At 43.2% G+C, this 22,672-nt stretch carries 22 protein-coding genes; 16 read left to right on the plus strand and 6 right to left on the minus strand.

Annotation, left to right across the window (positions count from 1 at the left end):
- Position 1: 1 nt before the first annotated feature.
- Positions 2–766 carry an SDR family NAD(P)-dependent oxidoreductase gene (locus BW952_RS08905; protein WP_045849899.1) on the plus strand — a complete coding sequence of 255 codons (765 nt, stop codon included), beginning with the start codon at positions 2–4 and terminating at the stop codon, positions 764–766.
- Positions 767–899: 133 nt separating this feature from the next.
- On the opposite strand, the gene BW952_RS08910 is transcribed toward BW952_RS08905, so the two are convergent.
- The 4 genes from BW952_RS08910 to BW952_RS08925 all read right to left on the minus strand — a co-directional run bounded on the left by BW952_RS08910 (position 900) and on the right by BW952_RS08925 (position 5,055).
- A complete protein-coding gene (locus tag BW952_RS08910; protein ID WP_045849898.1) occupies positions 900–2,213 on the minus strand; it encodes a four-carbon acid sugar kinase family protein in 1,314 nt (437 codons plus the stop codon).
- Positions 2,210–2,857, minus strand: coding sequence for a class II aldolase/adducin family protein (locus tag BW952_RS08915; RefSeq protein ID WP_045849897.1), 648 nt, complete (start codon positions 2,855–2,857; stop codon positions 2,210–2,212). Before BW952_RS08915 ends, BW952_RS08910 begins: the two co-directional genes overlap by 4 nt.
- 102 nt (positions 2,858–2,959) lie before the next feature.
- Complete coding sequence (locus BW952_RS08920) at positions 2,960–4,039, minus strand: isocitrate/isopropylmalate dehydrogenase family protein (RefSeq protein WP_045849896.1); 1,080 nt, start codon at positions 4,037–4,039, stop codon at positions 2,960–2,962.
- A gap of 140 nt (positions 4,040–4,179) precedes the next feature.
- Complete coding sequence (locus BW952_RS08925; RefSeq protein WP_045849895.1) at positions 4,180–5,055, minus strand: LysR family transcriptional regulator; 876 nt, start codon at positions 5,053–5,055, stop codon at positions 4,180–4,182.
- A 194-nt stretch (positions 5,056–5,249) separates the two neighbouring features.
- Here BW952_RS08925 and BW952_RS08930 point away from each other — a divergent pair, with 194 nt between their 5' ends.
- The 4 genes from BW952_RS08930 (at position 5,250) to BW952_RS08945 (ending at position 8,945) form a co-directional block, all read left to right on the plus strand.
- Positions 5,250–5,939 carry an aspartate/glutamate racemase family protein gene (locus BW952_RS08930; RefSeq protein WP_094031960.1) on the plus strand — a complete coding sequence of 230 codons (690 nt, stop codon included), beginning with the start codon at positions 5,250–5,252 and terminating at the stop codon, positions 5,937–5,939.
- 50 nt (positions 5,940–5,989) lie between these two features.
- A complete protein-coding gene (locus BW952_RS08935) occupies positions 5,990–6,235 on the plus strand; it encodes an HPr family phosphocarrier protein (protein WP_045849894.1) in 246 nt (81 codons plus the stop codon).
- Between the two features lie 305 nt (positions 6,236–6,540).
- Complete coding sequence (locus BW952_RS08940) at positions 6,541–7,845, plus strand: CitMHS family transporter (protein WP_045849893.1); 1,305 nt, start codon at positions 6,541–6,543, stop codon at positions 7,843–7,845.
- A gap of 317 nt (positions 7,846–8,162) precedes the next feature.
- Entirely contained in the window at positions 8,163–8,945 is a 783-nt protein-coding gene (locus BW952_RS08945) for a DeoR/GlpR family DNA-binding transcription regulator (RefSeq protein WP_045849892.1), read from the plus strand.
- A gap of 145 nt (positions 8,946–9,090) precedes the next feature.
- Here the strand turns inward: BW952_RS08945 and BW952_RS08950 are convergent, their stop codons facing one another.
- Positions 9,091–10,083, minus strand: a complete 993-nt coding sequence (locus tag BW952_RS08950) for a tagatose 1,6-diphosphate aldolase (protein ID WP_045849891.1) — start codon at positions 10,081–10,083, stop codon at positions 9,091–9,093.
- Positions 10,064–11,035 carry a 1-phosphofructokinase family hexose kinase gene (locus BW952_RS08955; protein WP_082084561.1) on the minus strand — a complete coding sequence of 324 codons (972 nt, stop codon included), beginning with the start codon at positions 11,033–11,035 and terminating at the stop codon, positions 10,064–10,066. Before BW952_RS08955 ends, BW952_RS08950 begins: the two co-directional genes overlap by 20 nt.
- Positions 11,036–11,199: 164 nt before the next feature.
- Here BW952_RS08955 and BW952_RS08960 point away from each other — a divergent pair, with 164 nt between their 5' ends.
- The 11 genes from BW952_RS08960 to BW952_RS09010 all read left to right on the plus strand — a co-directional run bounded on the left by BW952_RS08960 (position 11,200) and on the right by BW952_RS09010 (position 22,661).
- Entirely contained in the window at positions 11,200–11,985 is a 786-nt protein-coding gene (locus tag BW952_RS08960; RefSeq protein ID WP_052698383.1) for a DeoR/GlpR family DNA-binding transcription regulator, read from the plus strand.
- The gene (locus tag BW952_RS08965) at positions 11,978–12,460 is read left to right on the plus strand and encodes a PTS sugar transporter subunit IIA (RefSeq protein ID WP_045849889.1); all 483 of its coding nucleotides are present in this window, start codon (positions 11,978–11,980) and stop codon (positions 12,458–12,460) included. The genes BW952_RS08960 and BW952_RS08965 overlap by 8 nt, the downstream gene beginning before the upstream one ends.
- Entirely contained in the window at positions 12,457–12,732 is a 276-nt protein-coding gene (gene gatB, locus BW952_RS08970) for a PTS galactitol transporter subunit IIB (RefSeq protein WP_045849888.1), read from the plus strand. The genes BW952_RS08965 and gatB overlap by 4 nt, the downstream gene beginning before the upstream one ends.
- A gap of 23 nt (positions 12,733–12,755) precedes the next feature.
- The gene (locus tag BW952_RS08975) at positions 12,756–14,141 is read left to right on the plus strand and encodes a PTS galactitol transporter subunit IIC (RefSeq protein WP_231581319.1); all 1,386 of its coding nucleotides are present in this window, start codon (positions 12,756–12,758) and stop codon (positions 14,139–14,141) included.
- Positions 14,116–15,150, plus strand: a complete 1,035-nt coding sequence (locus tag BW952_RS08980; protein ID WP_045849886.1) for a galactitol-1-phosphate 5-dehydrogenase — start codon at positions 14,116–14,118, stop codon at positions 15,148–15,150. The genes BW952_RS08975 and BW952_RS08980 overlap by 26 nt, the downstream gene beginning before the upstream one ends.
- A gap of 159 nt (positions 15,151–15,309) precedes the next feature.
- Positions 15,310–16,554 carry an ABC transporter substrate-binding protein gene (locus BW952_RS08985; protein WP_052698382.1) on the plus strand — a complete coding sequence of 415 codons (1,245 nt, stop codon included), beginning with the start codon at positions 15,310–15,312 and terminating at the stop codon, positions 16,552–16,554.
- Positions 16,554–18,296: a sensor histidine kinase gene (locus BW952_RS08990; protein WP_045849885.1), complete on the plus strand. Its 1,743-nt coding sequence runs from the start codon at positions 16,554–16,556 to the stop codon at positions 18,294–18,296. The genes BW952_RS08985 and BW952_RS08990 overlap by 1 nt, the downstream gene beginning before the upstream one ends.
- A 2-nt stretch (positions 18,297–18,298) precedes the next feature.
- Entirely contained in the window at positions 18,299–19,420 is a 1,122-nt protein-coding gene (locus BW952_RS08995; protein ID WP_045849884.1) for a response regulator transcription factor, read from the plus strand.
- Positions 19,421–19,560: 140 nt separating this feature from the next.
- Positions 19,561–20,835, plus strand: a complete 1,275-nt coding sequence (locus BW952_RS09000; protein WP_045849883.1) for a sugar ABC transporter substrate-binding protein — start codon at positions 19,561–19,563, stop codon at positions 20,833–20,835.
- 59 nt (positions 20,836–20,894) lie between these two features.
- Positions 20,895–21,803 carry a carbohydrate ABC transporter permease gene (locus BW952_RS09005; protein WP_231581316.1) on the plus strand — a complete coding sequence of 303 codons (909 nt, stop codon included), beginning with the start codon at positions 20,895–20,897 and terminating at the stop codon, positions 21,801–21,803.
- Positions 21,804–21,815: 12 nt separating this feature from the next.
- Positions 21,816–22,661 carry a carbohydrate ABC transporter permease gene (locus tag BW952_RS09010; protein ID WP_045849882.1) on the plus strand — a complete coding sequence of 282 codons (846 nt, stop codon included), beginning with the start codon at positions 21,816–21,818 and terminating at the stop codon, positions 22,659–22,661.
- The last annotated feature ends 11 nt before the right edge of the window (positions 22,662–22,672 follow it).

The raw sequence follows: 22,672 nt of genomic DNA on the forward strand, positions 1-22,672 counted from the left end.
TATGACCTATTTTTCCGAATTAAAGGAGAAAAAAATCATCATTGTCGGGGGAAGCAAAGGAATTGGCAAGGACATTGCCCTTGCCTTTGCCAGGCTGGGAGCGGATGTGCTCATTACCGGACGAAACGAGCAGGATCTTCTGCAAGCTGCAAAAGAGCTGAAACAATACAGCCCAAACTGCTCATACGTAGCAGCAGATATTCAACACGTGCAGCAGATTTATGAAATGATGGATCATGCATATTCACGGCTGGGGCGAATTGATGTCCTCGTGAACAATGCAGGCATCAACATTGCCAGACCGTCTTTAGAGGTGACAGAAGAGGATTGGGACCGGGTGCTCAACACCAATTTAAAGGGAACCTTTTTCTGTGCACAAAGAGCGGGCAAATATATGATCGAACAAGGCAATGCCGGTAAAATCATTAACATTGTCTCTCAGATGGCATTCGTAGGATATGTGAAGCGTGCCGCCTACTGCTCCAGCAAAGGCGGAGCTGTCCAGCTGACAAAAGCACTGGCAGTTGAATGGGCGGAGCACCAAATCAAGGTCAATGCTGTGGCACCTACATTTATTGAAACGGATTTCACAAAAGCCATGTTTGAAGACGCTGCATTTCAGCAGGATGTCCTCAGCCGGATTCCACTGGGGGCCCTTGCGAAGCCGGAAGACGTAACAGGAGCCGTCCTGTTTTTAGCATCGGACCTAGCTAATTTTATTACAGGAGAAACGATTCGTGTAGACGGCGGCTGGACCGCTATTTAAACGATTCTGACAGCCAGGGATACGTTGATTAGATTGTTTTCAATGCGAAGAAATAATTTAGGGAAAACCTTTTAAATGTAAAACCCGAACGAATCAGAAACATTCGTTCGGGTTATTAGTTTGTGTCATTCTATTAATACGTCTGTTTTTCATTCATTTGAAGAGTCAGATCCTTCAAATGCTCTTTTGCGTTGAGGAGGAAATCCGGTTCACCAAAGCTGCCGGACTTCAGTACAATCAGCATGTCGCGGCCAAAAGCCAAACCGGATGGAACACCCGTCGCAATTTCCTGAAGAATGAAGTTCCCTTTGATGCCGAGCTTTCTGCTAATCGTTCCGGACGTATCGCCGCCCGCGATGACCAATTTCGTTACTTGAAGGTGATCAACAGCTTGAACGGTAATGTCAGCTAAAAGAGCAGACACCATTTTGCTGATGGTTAAGGGATCGACATGATCCTCTTGTCCGATTTGCTTTGTTTGCTGGACAATTTCCGGATTGTTATCCGCCATCAGCAATACATCGCGGCCATTTTTCAGCTGCCGGATTACGTCCTTCAAAGACTTCTCCAGCTCAATTTTCCGTTCGATTGGAGAAAAAACACTCCGGGAGTCAACCACGACCGCCGGGCAGCCGGAATCAATTAATAAAGCGGTTTGCTCACGCGTTTGAGGCGTTAAGCTTCCTGATACGATTAACACACCGTTCGGGTCATCCTTTAGTTGTACTGACTCGAGAGGGCTGTCTACAGGGTCCATTGGAATGAATTTCGGAAGTTCCTCACCGAGCGCAGAGCTTCCAGCGAGTACCTTAATCTCATTTGCGGCTTCAGCGATAATGGTTAAATCGCTTTGCAGCTCCGCATCAATAATGCAGTAGGTAAAGTACTCTTTTTGTTTTTCGATTTCTTCTTTTAAAGCAGCCGCTCCTTTTCTCACCGTATCAAGGTGAATACATGTAACGGGCCGGTTTGTTTGTTCCTGTAAAATCGACACAAGACTAGACTGCTTCATCGGGTGCACAGGGTCATGGGCAAATTCGGAATCCTCCAGTTTTTGTCCGTGTACAGTGTGTATTCCCTTGACCGTTTTTCGACCGTTTTTCGGAAAGGCCAGAACGACCACAGCGAAATCCTCTTGAAGCGCATCGAGCATCGCATCAAATTCTTTGCCGATGTTTCCACGGAAAACAGAGCAGGTTTTATTGAAGTACCGGGTGCATGGCAGATCAGCCAGCTTTTTCGTTGCTTGAAATACTTTTTGATAGCTGAGGTCCGGTGAATCCAACCGGCTGTCTGTATCAACAATGATGACGTTTGCATCTTTTTGCAGCGTCATTTCTTCGTTAAAGGCAACGACCTTAACCGTGCAGCCGTTTTTGCTGAACATAATGCCGATGTCATTTGCACCGGTTGTATCGTCAGCGACAACGCCGATGATGTTGTTCATATACGTCCCTTCTTTCGTGGCTTGTAGCGTGAATCTTCGAGAAAATGAGAAACAACTTGATCCGGGATTTTGGTTAAGGCGATCCCGCATTCTTTTGCTTTTGCGATCATCCGGCAGGCCATTTCCAGCGTTTCAAGCCTCATAAGGGCATCTGAAATAGAATCATCGAATACGACGACACCATGGTTTCGCATCATCACAATATTCGCGGACAAGGACTGTTCTGCCACCGCTTCACCGAGTTCAGTCGTCCCCGGGTGGAAATAATCGACATACGCGATGTCTTCTAAATAATACATCGTTTCGATAAACAACTCAGACACAATGGTTTCCTGGCTGCAGGCGAATAGAGTTGTATAAAAAGGAGATGAATGGAGGATTACCCGTGCATCGGGGCGGTTGACATAAATGCCCGAGTGCATCGGTGTTTCTTTTGATGCTTTCCGCACACCCGATGCTTCGTTTGTTTGAATGTTCCACTGCACGAAGTCATTCTCCGTTAATTCCGCCATTTTTGTGCCGGATGCTGTAATCAGCATATGCTGATCATCCTGGCGTACACTCACATTTCCAGATGTGCCCCAGGCAAGCTGATGGTCGATCATGTATTTTGCTGCGTGAATCAGTTCGTTTATTGAATTCATAAACAGGCTCCTTCCTATAACATGAAAAAAGATCTCCTTTTTGATAAAACCCGGCTCTCACAAAAGATCGGTGTCTGCTGTGAGAGCCGGGATCGGTGATTGTTAACGTAAAACGGCTTGCGAAATCCGCTCAGAAATGGCTTCCGCGAAGTCTGATGTTGAAGCGCTGCCGCCCAGGTCTTTTGTTTTAACGCCGCTTTCAAGTGACTGGTACAGCCCTTGTTCGACCAGCTGACCCATCTCTTTTAGCTTCGGATCGTTATGCCGCTCTGCAAGCCAGTCCATCAGCATCACAGTGGAAAGCATAATCCCTGTCGGATTCCCAATGTTGAGACCAGCAATGTCCGGGGCAGATCCATGTGCAGCCTGCGCCATGGCAAGGTTGTCATTTGAGTTGATGGAAGGGGCCAGACCAAGGCTTCCAACCAGCTCACCGGCCAGATCTGACAGAATATCGCCATACATATTTTCCGTTACGATGATGTCAAAATCTTTGGCGCGGCGGACGAGATGAGCCGCCATAGCATCGATGTGGTAGTCGTCAACCGTGACTTCCGGGTACTGCTCCGCCACTTCACGGCAAACTCTCAGAAACAAGCCGGTGCTTAAGCGAAGAACATTGGCTTTATGAACAATGGTCACCTTTTTGCGGCGCTGCATGGCCATTTTAAACGCTGCATGAGCAATGCGTTCTGCTGCCTTGCGTGTAAAGACGCCGGACGTTACAACGACGTCTTCTGTGATCTGCCATTCTCCGTGCCCGCTGTACATATTGCGGTCTGCGTAAAAACCTTCTGTGTTTTCCCGGTAGATCACAAGATCCGCTTCACCGACGACACTTTTAATGCCTGGCATTGTTTTCGCTGGACGAACATTCGCGTACAAATCAAGAGAGTGGCGGAGGGCACCGCTTGGGTTAAGCTTCACCTTATGTTCCGGTGGATAGGCTGCTGAATCATGCGGGCCGAGAATCCAGCCATGCGTTTCCTTTAATGCTTCTTTTGTTTCTTCTGGAAGAGGATCATTGTACTGCTTGATGCCCTCCCAGCCCATTGGCAGGTCGATCCAGTTGATATCGACGCCTGCTTTTTGAGCAGCCGTTTTGAAAACATGCACTGTAGCGCTTACAATTTCGGGTCCGATGCCGTCTCCAGCAAGTACACCTAGGCGATAATTAGTCATTTCCATTACTTCCTTTCCATTTTGAGGTTCAGTTGAACGTTCTATCCTTACTGTAAAGGATAACAAGGAATTAATAAAATACTGTTTTTAAATGTTTATTCATTAATATTTTCAATGTCTAAAAGGTGGAAGGGGCTGACCTATTTCTCATCAAGGACATGGTGGTAGTCCATTAGAAAGCGGACAAATTCATCCACCATGGCCAGCCCAAGCAGTTCCTCTCTATACAACACCCGTGTCTTCCAAATAATAGGTTTATTCTGCTGATCTTTAAGAAAAATGGTATGCAGCTGATCCTGTTCTTCAAGAACAATACTCGGTGCAATGCAGTAGCCCAGCCCATTCAGCACCATCCGTTTCGCAATATCAACGTTGTCCACATTCATGATATTGGCTGGCGGTGTATGAAAGTTCTCCTTCCACCATGTGTCCATGACCATTTCTAGATTCGGGTCTGTTTGAAAGCTGATTCTTCTCATTGTTGAAAGATCGTTTAAACTGATCTTTTCTTTTGAAAGGATACTAATGTTTTCTTCCGTTAAAATCGTTTCCTTGCTCGGCCAATGATGATCACCCCGGACAATGCCAATGTGAGCATCTTGTTTGTAAATCGACTGGATGACATCCATGTTCACACCTGTCTCGATTTGAAAATCCACTTTAGGGAATCGGTCATTAAACGCTTTTAATATAGGTGGCAGACGATAAAAGGCAAAGGTTCGCGAAACGCTTAAGCGCAAGGTACCCCGCACTTCTCCGCCTGAATTCCACAAATTCTCTTCCATTTCCCGTCTCTGGCGAAGCATATCCTGCGTATATTTAACGAGCAGCTCGCCTTGTTCAGTGAATTCCACCCCTCTTCGTCCCCGGTAAAATAGCTTGATGTCAAATTCTTTTTCAATCTGCTGAAGCCGGTATGTTAATGTTGGCTGCGACATATAAAGCTGCTCCGCTGCTTTTGTAATGTTTTTTTGCGCGTATACGGCCTGAATAATCAGCCAATCTTTTTTTTCCATTTAATTCACTCCTTTTCTGATATTAAAAAAATCAATCGGTTTTTATTGAAATTCAATATTATATTAATTTCTAAAATTATAATACAGTTAATTTGAACAAAGTACATCTTTTTTTGTTAAGCCATTAAAGCAGGCGGGTGAGCAAACTGGTTAAGAATGAAAGCGAATTCAATATTTTCGAGGAGGAACCAAATTTGATAGAGAAAAAGTATACCATTGGCTTAATCCATGCCACTATGAATTCTGTGCAGCCTATCCTGGACGCATTTCGTCAGCATGCACCCCAGGCTGTGCTGATCAACTTTATGGATGAAAGCCTGATTTACGATTTAAATAAAAAAGGGCATGTCACGAAAGACATGACTAGACGGTTGCTGGCTATGGCCGGTAAAGCAGAAGACAGCGGTGTAGATGGGATCTTGCTGACGTGTTCATCGTTTACGCCCGTCGTGTCAGACATCAGTCATTTATTTCAGACCCCGATGTTGAGCGCGGATATGAGCATGCTTGAAAAAGCCGTTGAAATAGGAGGCCGGATCGGTGTGATTGCGACAGTGCCGGCTGCAGGTCCAACAACGACCGCTCTTTTAAAAAAACTGGCCGATCAGCATAAAAAAGAGATACAGGTGGAGACCATTGTGATTCCAGAAGCCTTTCACGCATTGCAAAAAGGGAAAAGAGGCCTTCATGATGAATTGATCCACCAAAAAGTTCAAGAGCTGTCTGCGCACTGCGATGTTCTTCTTTTCGCCCAGTTTTCCATGGCGAGAGCTCTGCAGACACTGGACGTGAAAACAAAACCGATCTTGACCAGTCCGGAAATTAGTGTGAAGTCTATCATTGCAGAAATAGAAAGGAGGGAAGTCGTCCTTGATCAACGGTGAGAAAGGGATAAAAAGGTGAGTTATACAATTTAAAGTAAGGAGCTGATCATTTGACGTTAACACTTGCACAAGCTGTTGTAGAGATTAATCACACAGCATCAACATTCAAATCAAGCATTGTCATTAAAACAGATGAAAAACTAATTGACGCAAAAAGTATGCTTGGCTTGTCTTATTCTGTTCTTCATTCGAAAGCGTTCCATCTAGAGATTCACGGTCCGGATGAGGAGACCGCCAAAACGGCTATGACAAACGTATTTTGGAAGTACGGTTTACCCGTAAAAGTGAATGAGTAAGTAGAAAGGAAGGATGGCGCTGTGGCGTCCTCCTTTTTGTCGTAAAATAAAGAAAATCATTTGTTAAAAAAAATATGATGACATTGAAAATATTAATTGAATTTTATAAAAAATAAATATTTTATTAATATCTAAGAATAGAATACAGTTACTTTAGTGACACAATACCCGCATGATCATGCTTACAGGAAGGAACGTGAACATTATTTAACAGCAAAGAATCTTATTTGAAAGCGCTATAAAAATCAGCACAACGAAGATTTTGTCAAAAGAATCAGTTGAATAAATCGACAGGAGGTTTACATATGTTATCAATCTTAGGATTTCTTACAATTGCCGTTTTTACTTATCTGGTCATGAGCAGAAGAATGATAGCGTTCACAGCCATCATTTTTGTTCCCATTGTTTTTGCTTTAATTGGAGGCTTTGGTCCGCAGCTGGGCGAAATGATGGGTGAGGGCGTTGTCACAGTGGCGGATACAGCCGTCCTGCTGCTTTTTGCTATTTTATACTTTGGCATTATGATGGATGCGGGATTATTCGATCCGCTCAGCAACGCTATTTTGCGAATCGCCAAGGGAGACCCGGTTAAAATTGCCATGGGTACAGCCGTTTTAGCATTGACCGTTGCGCTTGACGGTGATGGAACCACAACGTATATGATTGTCTGCTCGGCAATGCTGCCTGTTTATAAACGGCTGGGGATGAACCCGTTGATCCTTGCTACATTAGCAATTATGGCCCTCGGGATCGTGGCAGGAAGTACACCATGGGGCGGATCAGCTACACGTGCCATTAGCATTTTAGGGCTTAACGCGTCCGACTATTTCATTCCGATGCTCCCTGTGATTGCAGGCGGCTCAATCTTCACCTTGTTCATTGCGTATATGCTCGGAAAAGGCGAAAGAAAACGTCTTGGCAAGGAAGTCATTGAGCAGTACCGGAGTGAACTGGCTATGACGACAAACGCTTCAGGCGAGAAAGCGAAGAAAAGCAATATGAAGCTGGTTTGGTTTAACTTGTTTTTAACATTGACATTAATGGGTGTTTTGATCGCGGATGTCGTAGAGCTGTATTTGTTGTTTATTATTGGCTTTGGTTTGGCCCTGATCGTCAACTATCCAAATTTGGACGATCAGAAAAAAGTAATCAAAGAGCATGCCTCCAACGCCATTCCAGTCGTGTCCCTTGTTTTAGGTGCAGGTATTTTCACAGGAATCCTGCAGGGTACAGCGATGGTTGATCACATGGCGGGAGACATTGTCGGCGTTATTCCCGAAAGCTTCGGGGATTTTTATACGATCATTGTAGCTCTTATCTGTCTCCCATTAAGCTTCTTTATGTCCAATGACGCTTTTTTCTTCGGTGCGCTGCCTGTATTTGCTGAAGCTGGAACCGCTTACGGTGTGGAGCCGATGGACGTTGCACGTGCGTCTGTGATCGGCCAGACGATCCATTTGATTGGACCAACATCCGCACCGCTCTGGGTGTTAATTGAGCTTATACGGACCGACCTTGGCAAATTGCAGCGTTACACACTTCCCTGGATCATTTTATCCGCTGTGGTGATGATCGGGATTGCCATTTTAACAGGGGCCATTTCTTTGTAAAAAAAAGATTGTTCGGAAAAAGATAGGTCAAACCGATGAATTCCATATGGATGAAGTCGGTTTTTTTTTGAACATATCAACGGAAGATCAATAAAGTGACGCTTCTGCTTCGTCCATCTTCAAGACAAAAACCGAAAAAACAAACACGTTTGCAAAAAAAATTCTTCTCGAATTGACAAGTGTAAGGGAATCAATCAGATTAATAAGTACGAGTGTCTATAGCGGTTTTAAAAGCGGAGCGTCTTCTTCTGTTAAAAGGAACAAGAACGTGGGTCACTTAGGAAATCGCATCATACAAAAAGGGAGGAGGTGAAGAAATGCTTCAACGAGAAAGACAAGATGAAATTATGAAACAGCTGCATGAATTCAAGACCGTAAAAATATCTGAACTGAGCAAAGAGCTGAACGTAACGAGAGAAACCATTCGTAAGGATTTATATGAAATGGAGGAAAAAGGGCTTGTTCGAAAAGTCCATGGCGGTGCGATATTAAATAAAGCCAATTTAGAAACCAGCTATATGAATCGGAAAAGCACCAATGAAGCTGAAAAAAGAAGTATTGCAAAACGCGCATCAGCGTTTGTGGAAAACGGAGACACGATTTATATTGATTATGGAACAACGGCCTTGCTTTTTACACGCGAAATTTTAAGCAAAAAAGAACTCACGATCATTACGAACTCCTTGCCTATTGCGAATGAAGTGATCGATTACTCTGACTTTGAAGTGATCATTATTGGCGGTCATGTTAGAAAAAATGAAAAATCTTTGTTTGGCCCCATTGCTTACAGAGGCATTTCACGACTGTTCGTGGATAAAGGGTTTTTTGGAATTGGCGGCATCGACATTCACGCCGGTTATACAAACGTACATATGGGCGAGTCTGAGGTTTCAAGGCTGATGATGAAGAACAGCCAGAAAAATGTTGTTATGGCGGATTATTCTAAATTTAATACAGTTGCGATGAATCAAGTGGCGTCAATCGAAGAAGTAGATGTGTTGATTACTGACGAAAATGCTGATTCTGAATTAGTGCAGCAATTAAAAGAAAGAAACACGACCGTTTTGACTGTTGACCCGGAAGCGGAGATGGATGCATGAGAAACAACTTCTTTTTTCGCACAAAGCACTGATTCATCAAGATCAAAACAAAAGCCGAACGCATTCGTTCGGCTTTTTCTACAATTCAGAACCTTTTGTCCCAAGCTGTTTTCTTCTATTTAAACTCTTTTATCTAAAGCTTTTTTTACCGTGCAAAAACGCTCCATGGAGTGGCGGTTGCTGAAACCGACTCTTTTACCTTGTTCAGGTTTTCAATTCCTTTTGTTCCTAGCCACTGATAATATGCTTCTTTGCCTTCCTTCGCAAATGTCTCAATACCATCCTTCCAGGTCGCACGTCCGCATAGAATGCCGCAGAATTCAGACTTTGCTTTCTTGGCAAAATGCAAAGTCTCAATAAATTGCTCGTTTGTCACGCCCCCGCTCAAATAAATGAACGGCAACCTGCTTTTATCCGAACAATTTTTGTAATGCTTCGCCGCTTCTGCCTTCGTAAAAACCGGCTGGTAGTTGTCGTATTGGCTATACCCTTCAATATTGTAAATAGAAACAGGTACTTCGACTTTCAAAAGGTCAATTCCATACGCTTCTTTTGAAAATTCGGTCATAAAATACTCAATCATTTCTGGCTTTAACTTAGCGAATCCCGGGCTTTTTTCAGACAAGCCGGACGCACTGTAGGAAACAGGCTCCAAAATGAAAAGCAGGTCGTTTTGTTTGCATTCATCGCCAACACGCTTGATGAATGCTTTTTTAATGTTATTATATTGTTCGTCTTCGTGATGATCATAATAAACAAGCAGCTTTAATGCACTTGCGCCTTCTTTAACCAAATCTTGCACAGCATAGTCATCGACCAAATTTGGCAAACGCCCTTTTTCTGAGGCATCGTAGCCTGTTTTTTCATACGCCATGATCAGTCCGATGTCTGAATTTAACTTCCGGGCAGCGCTCCAGCCGTATTCCGGATCTAATAGAAGAGACGAGGAATGATTGCCAAGCACTTCACTCACACCTTCTTTAAATAAGTTTAATCCGTCCTCGTAAGAAAGAGACTCATTGTAAGACTGAATCATTTTTCCAAGTGATCCCCGCTGATCCATTGCTGTAGCAAGGATGATATGGTTTTCGTCTGAGATTAATTCCAATCCTTTTTGTTTACCGGGTGATAATTTCATTCGAGTATCCTCCTAATTTGGTTACGTTTATTTGAGATTTGTAGTATTCGACGTCGGATCGTTCGATGTTTGGGTACCAGTACAAGCAGTTCGACAACGAATAAAGGCTGGCCGTTTGCAGTGCTTTTTCAATGGGTTCGCCGTTATACAGGCTTTTTGTAAGGCCGCCTAAAAAAATATCCCCTGAAGCAGTCGCGTTTTTCACATCAATTGTTGGAAGAGCGACTTTATATAGATCGTTTTCAAACTTGGCAATTGTCCCTTTTCCGCCGAGCGTGACGATAAAATTTGATGAACAACTGAGCGTTCTTAACGCTTGTTCAACAGCATCGGCATCCGCTTTTTCAGGCATTTGCCCGATCAGTTCGAAAAATTCTAATTCATTTACTTTTACGAGCCAGGGGTTTGCTTGAAAGCCGTTTGCTAACGGAGAACCACTGCTGTCCAGCACACACTTAGCCCCTTTTCTTTCTAACACCTCAATCGTTTTTGCATAAAAATCCGCATCCAATCCTTCTGGTAAAGACCCCGAAAATAAAACAAAGTCACCAGCCTTCACTGAAGCGAATAAACGCTCTACATACAGCTCGGCTTCCGCAAACGTCACACTTGGTCCTTTTTCATTAATTAAATGAGCATGCTGCTGGTGCTCATCGACCACAATGGAGCAAATTCGCGTTGTGCCTTGAATGTCCGTCACCACACTGGACACTTTTTCTCCCTTAATAAGCGCTTGCAAGTATTGACCTGTGTATCCTCCAAGAAATGTATGGATAAGATAGGGCGGTGCTTCTTCTGTTTCTTTGTAAGAGCGAATAACATTAAATCCTTTCCCGCCAAGTAAATCTCTTGTGTCTGCTGCTCTGCTAACACCATTCAGTTCGAACCTTTTTAAAAACAGGGTCCGATCCAGTGCTGGATTGGGGCATACGACATGTATCAACTTAATCACCTCTCATTTCATCCGCTTCTGTTCCCATAATAATCTGATAAACAAATAAATGCAAAGTATTTTTTTGCTTTATTTAAAAAATACAAAATAATAGTTTGCATTATTTTGCTTTTTGAATTATAGTCTTAGTAAGCGATTACACCAAAACGAATGGAGGTGAGGAAGTGCTTCCGCAAGATCGACAAAGTGAAATCATGAAGCAGCTACAAAAATTTCGGACGATTAAAATCTCGGATATTAGCAAGAGCTTAAATGTAACGAGAGAAACGATCCGAAAAGATTTGTATGAAATGGAAGAAAGGGGGCTCGTTCGCAAAGTTCATGGCGGGGCAATTATTAATAAAGCAAACTTCGAGACAAAATATATCAATCGTAAAAGCACAAATGAGGCTGAAAAACGAAGTATTGCAAAACGGGCAGCAGAATTTGTGGAAGATGGGGATACGATATATATTGACTATGGAACAACAGCCCTGTTTTTTACCCAGGAGATCCTAAGCAAAAAGGATTTGACGGTTGTGACCAACTCGCTGCCGATTGCAAGTGAACTGGTGGATTATTCGGATTTTGACGTAATCATTCTTGGTGGGAGCGTCAGAAAAAACGAAAAGTCTCTATTCGGTCCAGTCGCTTACAGAGGCATTGAAAAGATATACGTGGATAAAGGGTTTTTTGGGATTGGCGCAGTGGATATTCATGCGGGCTACACAAATGTTCATATGGGTGAGTCCGAAGTGTCCCGGCTCATGATGAGTCACAGCCAGAAAAATATTTTGATGGCAGATTATTCTAAATTTAATACAGCCGCTATGAATCAGGTTGCTTCTATTGAAGAGGTCGACGTGTTAATTACGGATGCTAACACAGACCAGGATGTGCTCGAGCAGCTGAAAAAGAGAAAGACAGTGGTTCTTACGGTTGAAACGGAAGGGAATGGGCTTGATGAGTAACTTGCTTGATAAAGAGTTAATTGTGCTTCAGTCAAATGCGCAGCATTATTCAGATGTTTTTAAAGAGCTCGGTCAAACGATGATTGACAAGGGGTATGCAAATGCAAATTATATAGAAGGTTTACTTGAAAGAGAAGCAAACTTTCCGACAGGTATTCAGGTGGAAACAGCAGGTATTGCCTTACCGCATACGGATGCAAGTTTTGTGAAAAAAAGCAAAATTGGCCTGCTTGTTCTTGAAAACCCAGTACAGTTTGGCATGATGGGCGGCGATGGTGAAAAGGTCCAGGTGAATATCGTTTTTTTGCTCGGCTGCTCGGAAGGCAACCAGCATCTCTTGGCTCTGCAAAAGGTCATTGAACTCATTCAGGATGCTGATTTTGTAGAAAAGATCTTGTCACTTGAAAGCAAAAATGAGGCGTATGAATTACTAAGCAGCAACTTAACCATTCAATTAGAGGAGGAAGTAAAATGAAAAAAGTACTTGTAGCATGTGGTGGAGCAGTCGCAACGTCAACGGTGGCAGCCAATAAGATTAGAGAGCTGTTAAAAGAAAAAAATATTCCGGCAGATGTATCTCAATGCCGTGTAAGTGAACTGGGTTCAAAAGCGGCCGGAGCGGATTTGATCGTCACAACAGCGAAGGTCGACCGCGATTACGGCGTTCCTGTTATTCATGGTGTTGCTTTTATTTCCGGTGTCGGTGTTGAGAAAACAAAACAGCAGATTTTAGATGTATTAAATTAAATAAATAGGATAAGGGGGTAGGAATGATGGCAGTTTTAGACTATCTTTTGGACCTTGGTCCAGCAGTTATGCTTCCGCTTGTTATTTTCGTTATTGGCTTACTATTGCGGCAGGGGGTTGGAAAGTCTCTTCGCTCCGGTATTATTATCGGCGTTGGGTTTGTCGGCATTGGTCTTGTGATCAGCTTGCTGACAGATAATCTTGGTCCTGCGGCACAGGATATGGCAGATCGATTCAACCTTGGCTTATCTGTTGTAGACGTTGGCTGGCCGGGTGCCGCTCCAATGGCCTGGGCTTCGAGCATTGGCACAGTCGCCATTCCGGTCGCGATTCTTGTCAACGTTTTGATGCTCGTCTTTAAAATGACGAGAGTGGTAAACGTAGACATATGGAATATCTGGCATATGACATTTACAGGTGCCATTGTCAGTACGGCAACAGGCAGCTTCTGGCTTGGAATTTTGGGTGTTGTGGTCCACTCCGCTTTTATATATAAGTTGGGCGACTGGTTTGCGCCAACGGTTGATAAGCACTTTGGTCTGGAAGGCATCGCGATTCCACATGGTTCCGGTACATGGTCGGCGCCATTTGCGGTGGTCATTGATGCAATCCTTGATAAAATTCCGGGTATTCGAAAGGTCAATTTCAATTCAACGAAAATTGAAGATCGTTTTGGTGTAATCGGGGAGCCCGTTATTATTGGAGCAGCTCTTGGCTTAATTATTGGTTTCTTGGCGGGGTACCCAGTATCCGATGTCCTGCAGCTGGCTGTTCAGATGTCTGCCGTCATGGTATTAATGCCAACCGTCGTTAAGTTTATTATGGAAGGACTTTTGCCGATTGCAGAAGCGGCACGTGAAATTCTTGATAAGCGTTTCCAAGGCCAAAATTTATATATCGGCCTTGACCCTGCATTATTGCTAGGAAATTCTCAAGTCGTTGCAGCCAGCTTAATCTTTGTGCCATTAACTCTTGTCATTGCTGTTCTTATTCCGGGCAATCAGGTACTCCCATTTGGTGATTTAGCAACGATCGGATTCTTTGTTTCTATGGCCGTTGGAATTCATAAGGGTAACTTGTTTAGAACAATCATTTCAGGCGCAGTTATTATGGCGATTACGATTTGGATCGCTAATATGATGATTGGCGTCCACACGGAACTGGCAAGACAAACAGGTACTATTCAAAGTGGGCAAGTAACATCTCTTGATCAGGGCGGCAGTCCCATTTCATTTATCTTAACGGAATTGCTTCATTTGCAAAATTTAGTTCCATTGATTATTATCGGTTCTCTTTATCTATTCAGTGTAATCTTTACGTATATCCAATTTAAACGAAATAAGATTTATGCTGAGGAAGCTGTAACAACGGAGGAGGCAGGTTATGAAAGCACTCGTACTGGACAGTAAAGAAAACTTTGCTGTAAAAGAGATTGAAAAGCCTACTTTTTCTGAGGGACAAGTCTTAGTCAGAGTTTCATATGTAGGCGTTTGCGGTTCTGATTTGGCAAGGTATTTCGAAGGGAAAGTACACAATTATCCTGTCGTGTTAGGACATGAGTTTTCTGGTGTTGTTGAACAAGTGGGACCCCACGTTCGTGCCGTTAAAGAAGGAGACCGCGTAGCAGTTGCGCCACTGGTCCCTTGCGGCGTATGCGAAAACTGTGAGCGTGGAAAGCCAGCATTGTGTGATCAATATAGTTTTGTCGGCTCACGGCAGCAAGGTGCCATGGCTGAATATGTAGCAGTAGACGAAAAAAACGTTCTTGTGTTGCCCGATGAAGTGAGCAATGAGGAAGCAGCCTTAATTGAACCGCTTACCGTTGCGATCCATGGGATTGAACGAATTCAATTTAGCGCAGGAGCTCATGTAGTTGTTTTTGGAGCAGGAACCATTGGGATTATGACCTTGCTGGCCCTAAAAGCACGGGGAGCAGGCAACGTGACCGTCATTGATATTAATGATGAGAAATTAGAAAGAGCCAGGGGTCTTGGCGCTTCGACGATTATCAATTCACTAAAAACAGACTTAAATGAATATTTCTCTTTGAATCCTAAACCGGAAGCCGTCATTGAAACAGCCGGTGTGTCCCAGACACAAGTTCAAAGTGTTGAAATCGTTGAAAAGCTAGGGAAAGTCGTCTATGTGGGGACAGCTACTAGAGATGTTGTTTTCCCGGCGAAAGTATTTGAGCGCATTTTGAGAGGAGAAATTGAAATAACAGGCTCCTGGATGTCGTACTCAGCCCCATTTCCAGGATTCGAATGGAGAGCTGCCCTTCAATATATTAAAGAGGGAGTCATTAACGTAAAGCCCCTTATCAATGAAGTATACCGGCTAGAAGACAAGGAAGCACCTTTCGTGAAAATGAGAGATCCGCAAAACCATTCGATTAAATTTCTATACGAAATTGGTTGATTAACGATCCGTCATCCAGACAATAAATCAATATAACCAACATCAGCCCTGCCCTTTACCTTCAAGGGGCGGGGCTGATGTTATTTAAACAGTACGTTGATCTTTTCAGGCCGCCGTATTATTATTAGTGAAAATCAGGGGTGCAGGGGAGTGTCAGAAATGAAAAGGGGATGGGTGATTCTGGCGATTTTTTTAACGGGATGTGGTACTGAGCGGGTAGAAACGACAAAGCCTGAACTAGAACCGGTGACGATTGAATTTTTTACACCAAAAGAAGAAACAAAGCCCATTTTCGATGAGCTGATCGATGATTTTGAAGCAGAAAACCCGCATATTAAAATTGAGCAGGTAATCGTGCCAAACGGAATGTCCGTTTTGAAAACAAGGCTTGCCCGTGGAAATGCACCGGATTTGTTCATAACGTATCCGTTGGAAGCGGATTATATTAATCGGGCGCGAAAAGGGTATTTGCTTGACTTAACGGATGAACTTTTTCTGGATCGTATTCAACCAACTATTCAAACGCGCTACAGCGTGGACGGACGCATGTACGGGGTAGCCTTTACTCAAAATCTTGTTGGTGTATTTTATAACAAAAAAGACTTTGAAGAATTACATTTACATGTGCCTCAAACATGGGATGAGTGGCTGCAGGTGATGGATACGTTAAAGCGGTCAGGTAAACAGCCACTTTTAATGGCGAATAAAGAGGCCAATCAGACAAGTGTGTTTGCGCTTAATTTTGTAGCTAATGCCTTTCCTTCTTCGTATTGGAGTCAGCCAGATGATATACCGTCGAATCCCGTGTGGAGAAAGCTAACCAATCAAACAGAAAAAGTGCTATCCTATGTTGACCCCGCTTCTTTTCAAATGAGCTACAACGATGCCATGCAGGCCTTTGTGTCAGGAGAAGGCAGCATGTATGTAATGGGCACATGGATGCTGCCTTTAATTGAAACGGCTGATCCCTCTTTTGACTTCAGCATTTTCCCAGTGCCGGTTTCAAATGATCCAAATGAAAATCATGTACTGGGTGGCGTTGATATTGGCATAGGTGTGTCGGCCGATACGTCTTATCCTCAGGAGGCCAAATTGTTTCTTGCTTTTTTAACACAAGAAAAAAACGCGCAGGCCATTGCCTCCTATGAAGGCTCCATGAGTACCATTATTCAAGTGCAAAATGAAAATGAGGTGATGGAGCCGCTTATCAATAAAGTGCAGGATGGAGAAACGGTAAATTGGCCCAATCATTACTGGGCAGGCGGAACAGCTGCTGAATCGGATTACCGGCAATATACGCTTCAATTTTTCTATGACCGCGACGAAGGAGCGTATTTGCAAAATTTAGATGGAATGTTCAAAAAATATGAGTCTCTGAAGTCTTCCAGCGTAGAGGCCCCATGATGACATTTCAACAAAAAATGATTACTGCGTTTCTTTTGTTTGTCCTGCTTCCGATCATGATTCTCGGCTATATTTCTAATCGAATATCAACCGATACACTGCAAAAAACCATCAGCAGCCAGACAGTTCAAACATTGCGGGCAGTCGACAGCAATGTGATGACAGCTCTTAATGAAGTGCATCATTTTTCAGATTATTTGTTATCTTCAGGCGACCTTCAATCCTTTTTAATGTCTCATGAAGAAGAAAGTATAATAGATTTATATAACCGGCGCCAGGCAATAGCTGGCATCATGTATGACAACGCAGAAGTGGAGAGGATTTTACTGTACAGCTGGTCAGGAGAGCTGCTCTATCAATCCAATGATCGAAACGAATCCGAGTGGTCGCTGTCATCTAAAGCATTTATGGAAGAAATGAAACAGGCGGCGGGCGCTCCTGTGTGGCTTGGTCCATCGCCTGAAGCAAAGCACCCTTTCCAAAGAGAAAGTGGATTTCAACTAATACATGGCAGACTGATCAATGACGTGAACACCCTTGACCCAATTGGATACATGGTATTGTCCATTAAGCTGGAGGTTCTGGATGACATCTTTGCCTCTTCCGGACCCATTCCCTCTACAGAGCTTTTAGTGAACAATAAAGGAGAAATCATTTATTCAGTCAATCGAAAGTGGATCGGCCGACGAATGGATACAGCTTCTTTTGAAAAAGTTCGATCAAGCGAAGATGGGTACATGCTGGATCAGTGGAACGGTGAAAAAAGCTTACTGACATTTAGGCCATCTGATTTTAAACTGTCGGGAAACGAAAATGTTTGGCTTGTGTCGATCAAGCCTTGGGACGCATTGTCGGGGGACATTGATTATATCCGGAATACTACTGTTGTTCTTGGTCTGTTTGCTATATTGGCTGCCGTTCTTTTTAATTTTTTATATTTGCGGAGAATCGCGGGCTTTATTCAATTAATGTCACGCAAAATGAAGGAAGCGGAAAAAGGCGATTTATCTGTCCGGATGAGAGCGTATCCATTAAAAGAGCTGAATGGCTTGTCCAACCGGTTTAATGAGATGATCCGGCGTATCGGTGAGTTAATTCTTCAAATCAAAACAGAAGAAGAAAAAAGCAGACAGGCGGAATTTAAAGTGCTGCAGCAGCAAATTAATCCGCACTTTTTATACAATACGTTAGAATCCATTAATGCGTTAGCTGCCATGAATGGACAAAAAGACATCAGCAACATGACGATCAACCTTGGTCGGCTGCTTCGAATTAGCATTAACGGGAAATATGAAGTGTCGATTTCTCAGGAAATCAATCATGTGAAAAGTTATTTGGAGATTCAACAAATTCGATTTGAGCATCTGTTTACCTATTCAATCGAAGTAGAAGATACGATGATGAATGAGCTTGTGTTAAAGCTTATTTTGCAGCCACTCGTTGAAAACAGCATCAACCATGCTTTTCATGAGGAGAAAAAAGGCTGTATTCACATCATCGGCACGAGAAATGGATCGACCGGCTATTTTTACGTGCAAGACACGGGCAAAGGATTTCCGCGAAATGTCCTCGAACGTCTTTACGAAAAACGAGACGGTACAGGAAAGAATGGACATGGCATCCGCAATGTACACGAAAGGCTGCAATTGTATTATGGAAATCGGTACGGCATGGTCATTTGTTCTTCCGAAAAAGGAACAACCATTAAAGTATCATTCCCGTTGGCTGAAAGGGATGGGTAAAAATGATAAACGTGATTATTGCGGACGACGAGCCGCTTATTTTAAAGAATCTTCAGCTGATCATTCCCTGGAACGATCTTGGCTGCGATGTTCGAGGCACAGCCAAAAATGGGCAAGAGGCGTATGAGCTATGCCGGCAAATGGACGCTGATTTGCTGTTAACTGATATTTCTATGCCGGAAGTAACAGGATTAGAATTGTTAAAAAAGCTTCACCAGCTCCCGAATAAGCCTCTTTCCATCATCATTAGCGGCTATGATGAGTTTGAATACGCTAGAGAAGGGTTGAAATACAATGCGATGGATTATATCTTAAAGCCAATTGATTATGCTGAGCTTCAGCAATGTATCCAAAAAGCGGTCCGCCATATAAAAGAACGGTCGACGCAGCAATATGAGCTTGAAAAACAGCGTCTATACGAAGCAGTGACGACAGGCGTCTTTGAAAAGGATGCACGCCGTTTCAGAAAACCGCTTATTCCGTTGCTTTTTCAGCATCCACCACAAGCATTCCCCAGCGTTCCGTCAATCGAGGGCCAGAAGATGTATTCCATTTCATTGTCTTCTGTACAGCACGTTGTCTTGCTGGAAGTGGAGCTAGAGGACCGTCAAACACTTTTGGGACGGTTGACCTATCAAGAAGCAGACACCAAGATTTTAATTGGACTGCCACTAGAAGGGGAAGAAGAAGTGAAGCCCGCCGTTCAAAAATTAATGAAATGGATGGATGTACATCATGTGTTCGAAGAGTCTGCTTTGCTGATTGAAGAGGCTGAACAAAAGTATCAATCAAAAAAGTCAGCAACGGACGCGATTGGACATGCTCGTTCTTTTATTGAAGCACATTTTTACGAAGATATTAGTGCTGAACAAGCAGCAGATTATGCCGGAATAAGCATCAGTTACTTTAGTTTGTTATTTAAGCAGGTGACAGGCTCTACTTTTCTGGATTACGTAACAACCTTCAGAATCGAAAAAGCATGCAGAATGCTTGTTCAAACTCAGCTTAAAACATACGAAATTGCGGAAAAAGTAGGTTATACTGATCAGCGCTATTTCAGCCAGGTATTTAAGAAAAGAGTGGGTGTGACGCCAAGTGAATATCGAAAGCAATACGCTAAGTAGCTGTCTTTTCCAGGGCAGCTTTTTTTCGGTTAAAGAGAAATTTAAACATAAAAAAGAGAAATGCCTCATTTTGAAAGCGGTTTAAATTCACTATGATAAATATATGAAAACGGTTTATAAACACGCAGGGAGGAAGAAAAATGAAAAAATTGTTGGTTCTTAGCACAGCGGCGGTGCTATCACTTGGAACATTAAGCGCCTGTGGAAATGATGACAACGCTTCTTCAGGAAGCAATGACGGAGAAACAAAGCTTACACTTTGGTATCCAGAAGGCGATATGAGTCCAGCATATGAAGAAATTATTGAGGCTTTTAATCAGGAGAACGACGGGGAGATTGAAGCGGAAATCGAGTTTATCCCACGCGGAAACAAATATGCATATGAAGATAAAGTATCAGCAGCAGCCACAAGCAATACGCTGCCGGACTTGTTAGCGATGGATGGGCCCAACGTAGCCAACTATGCGGACGCTGGAATCATTCAGCCGATTGATGGTCTTGTGGATAATGAAGATCAATTTGTTGAATCGATTATCAAGCAAGGCACGTTTAAAGATCAGCTATATGCAGTAGGCCCGACAGAATCGACCGTGGCTCTTTTCTACAATGTGAAAATGCTTGAAGAGGCGGGGATTACACCGCCAAAAACATTAGAAGAAGCATGGACATGGGACGACTTCTATGAGGCGGCTAAAAAATTGACGAATAAGGAAAAAGGCATGTATGGCGTAAACTGGACACTAGATTACGGAGAATGGATTATTTATTTCACTGGGCCGTCCGTTTGGAGTAATGGCGGCAGCTTTATCGCGGAAGACGGCTCTAAGGCAGACGGTTATGTAAATGGTCCGGAAACCGTTGAGGCACTAGAATATTTAAAGAAATTCACAGATGAAGGACTCGTTAACCTGCAGCCGACACCAACAGAATTTGAAGATGGCAATGCCGCAATGATGCTGATGGGCTCATGGGAATGGGCGAAGCTGAAAGATTACCCGGATACAGAATGGGGCATCACGTATTATCCGAAAAGCCCGAATGGCGAACAGGTTTCACCATCTGGAGACTGGGCATGGGGTGTTTCGACTGGAACGGAAGACAAAGAAGCCGCTGCTGAGCTGCTGAACTTCATTCATACAAAAGAAAATGTCTTGAAGCTGGCAGCCGTTGAGGAAAAACCACCTGCACGTTCAGATGCTTTTGAAGAATTAACAGAGTGGGATAAAGAACCGTTGAATGTCCTGAAAGATCAAGTATTGCAAACAGCGCATCCGCGTCCATCCACAACTTCTTATCCTGTATTGTCAACGAAATACGGCCAAGCCGTGCAGAACATTTTCCTTGGCGGCGACGTGCAGGAGGAGCTAGATAAAGTAGCAAAAGAAGTAGACACAGATATTGAGCGCAAACAATAACGTTTGAAGCAGGCAGTCATGAACAGTGATTGCCTGCTTCACTAAAGAAGGTGGTTTACATGGAAAAAACATTTGAAGCAGTACCATCAACGAAAAAGCCGATGACCTATGATACACAAAAAAAGTGGCTTGGTGTAGCCTTTTCTCTGCCGGCACTTGTACTGCTTTTTACTTTTCTTGTCCTGCCGGTGATGCTTGCTTTCGTTTACAGCTTTATGAATTACAATATGCTGAATCCGGCGGGGAAAGAATTTGTCGGTTTTGATAATTATATACGCCTTTTTCAGGATGCTATTTTTCTTACATCACTAAAAAATACAATGTATTTTACCGTTCTTGTAGTGCCAATTCAAAGTGCTGTCGCATTAGGACTGGCACTTCTCGTCAATAAAAAAGTGAAAGTAGCAGGACTGGGGCGTGTTTTCTTTTTCAGCCCGGTTGTCACATCTATGGTGGTAGTCGCGATCTTATGGACTTTTTTGTACAACGTGGACAGCGGTCTGATCAACCATATGCTTCATTTTTTCGGCATTGAAAACCAACCGTTTTTGTTAAGTCCGGATCAAGCAATGAATTCGATTATCTTTATGTCTGTTTGGCAGGCAGCGGGTTTCCAGATGATGATTTTTTTGGCCGGCTTAAAAGAAGTACCGGAAGAATTGTATGAAGCAGCAGAAGTCGATGGTGCAAACGTATGGCAGAAGTTTCGAAATGTCACACTGCCGTCCATTAGCCATGTGACCGGCTTTGTTTTAATCATTACAACGATTCAAGCGTTCCGGCTATTTATCCAGCCGTATGTCATGACGAACGGCGGGCCTAGCGACTCCACAAAAACGCTTGTTTTCATGCTATATGAAAATGGCTTTCAATTCCGGGATGTTGGCTATTCATCCGCGATTGCCGTCGTTTTTTTCTTAATTGTCTTACTTTCATCACTTATTTTAAAGAAAGCATTAAAGCAGTAAGGAGGGATCAATATGAGGCATCAAACAAAAAAGAAAATCGGTAAAATAACCGTGACGCTTTCGATTTTAGTTCTTGGCTTTTTATTTATTGCACCGCTTCTTTGGATGATTACTGCATCTCTGAAACCAGAAACGCTGATTTTTAAAGATATGGGGATTTCAGCCTTTTTCCCAAAGGATGTAACATTCAACAACTATGCAGAAATATTGTTTACAGATCGTGTGAATTTCTTTCACTATATGTGGAACAGTTTGTTTTCCGTTAGCATGATCGTGCTATTCGGCCTAATTGTCAATTCGCTTTGCGCCTATGCGCTGGTAAAACTGAAATTTCCAGGAAGCGCGCTTATCTTGATCGTTATTATTGCGTTGTACGTCGTGCCATTTGAGAGCGTGCTCATTCCGCTTTACATTGTCGTAAACAGCTTTGGCTGGATCAATGAATATCCGGCGCTGATTGTACCGTTTATTGCATCCGCGTTTAACATCTTTTTATTCCGTCAGTTTTTTATGGGTATCCCAAAAGAGCTGGAGGAAGCGGCAATGCTTGATGGCGCAAGCCCAGGGCAAACATTTTGGCGAATCATCGTACCGAATTCAAAGCCGGTTTTTGCAACAGCAGCTATTTTAACCTTTGTCACGCACTGGAGTGACTTTATGTGGCCGTTGATTGTGGCAACGGATGAATCGATCCGGACGGTACAAGTCGGCATTCAATACTTATTTGCAGACAGGACGATTGAATACGGTCAAATCATGGCAGCATTATCGCTTACGACCATTCCGGTTATTCTCATCTTTATTTTCTTCCAACGCTATTACGTACAGGGAATCACATCAAGCGGTGTAAAAGGATAATCACTATTTTT

Source organism: Domibacillus enclensis (genome assembly GCF_900156125.1).
GTDB classification, from domain to species: Bacteria; Bacillota; Bacilli; order Bacillales; family Domibacillaceae; genus Domibacillus; species Domibacillus enclensis.

Bases quoted from the DNA above. Each gene is read 5' to 3' on its own strand.
- BW952_RS08905 (WP_045849899.1), top strand. From the start codon at position 2: ATGACCTATTTTTCCGAATTAAAGGAGAAAAAAATCATCATTGTCGGG.
- BW952_RS08910 (WP_045849898.1), bottom strand. From the start codon at position 2,213: ATGAACAACATCATCGGCGTTGTCGCTGACGATACAACCGGTGCAAAT.
- BW952_RS08915 (WP_045849897.1), bottom strand. From the start codon at position 2,857: ATGAATTCAATAAACGAACTGATTCACGCAGCAAAATACATGATCGAC.
- BW952_RS08920 (WP_045849896.1), bottom strand. From the start codon at position 4,039: ATGACTAATTATCGCCTAGGTGTACTTGCTGGAGACGGCATCGGACCC.
- BW952_RS08925 (WP_045849895.1), bottom strand. From the start codon at position 5,055: ATGGAAAAAAAAGATTGGCTGATTATTCAGGCCGTATACGCGCAAAAA.
- BW952_RS08940 (WP_045849893.1), top strand. From the start codon at position 6,541: ATGTTATCAATCTTAGGATTTCTTACAATTGCCGTTTTTACTTATCTG.
- BW952_RS08945 (WP_045849892.1), top strand. From the start codon at position 8,163: ATGCTTCAACGAGAAAGACAAGATGAAATTATGAAACAGCTGCATGAA.
- BW952_RS08950 (WP_045849891.1), bottom strand. From the start codon at position 10,083: ATGAAATTATCACCCGGTAAACAAAAAGGATTGGAATTAATCTCAGAC.
- BW952_RS08965 (WP_045849889.1), top strand. From the start codon at position 11,978: ATGAGTAACTTGCTTGATAAAGAGTTAATTGTGCTTCAGTCAAATGCG.
- gatB (WP_045849888.1), top strand. From the start codon at position 12,457: ATGAAAAAAGTACTTGTAGCATGTGGTGGAGCAGTCGCAACGTCAACG.
- BW952_RS08975 (WP_231581319.1), top strand. From the start codon at position 12,756: ATGATGGCAGTTTTAGACTATCTTTTGGACCTTGGTCCAGCAGTTATG.
- BW952_RS08980 (WP_045849886.1), top strand. From the start codon at position 14,116: ATGAAAGCACTCGTACTGGACAGTAAAGAAAACTTTGCTGTAAAAGAG.
- BW952_RS08985 (WP_052698382.1), top strand. From the start codon at position 15,310: ATGAAAAGGGGATGGGTGATTCTGGCGATTTTTTTAACGGGATGTGGT.
- BW952_RS08990 (WP_045849885.1), top strand. From the start codon at position 16,554: ATGACATTTCAACAAAAAATGATTACTGCGTTTCTTTTGTTTGTCCTG.
- BW952_RS08995 (WP_045849884.1), top strand. From the start codon at position 18,299: ATGATAAACGTGATTATTGCGGACGACGAGCCGCTTATTTTAAAGAAT.
- BW952_RS09000 (WP_045849883.1), top strand. From the start codon at position 19,561: ATGAAAAAATTGTTGGTTCTTAGCACAGCGGCGGTGCTATCACTTGGA.
- BW952_RS09005 (WP_231581316.1), top strand. From the start codon at position 20,895: ATGGAAAAAACATTTGAAGCAGTACCATCAACGAAAAAGCCGATGACC.
- BW952_RS09010 (WP_045849882.1), top strand. From the start codon at position 21,816: ATGAGGCATCAAACAAAAAAGAAAATCGGTAAAATAACCGTGACGCTT.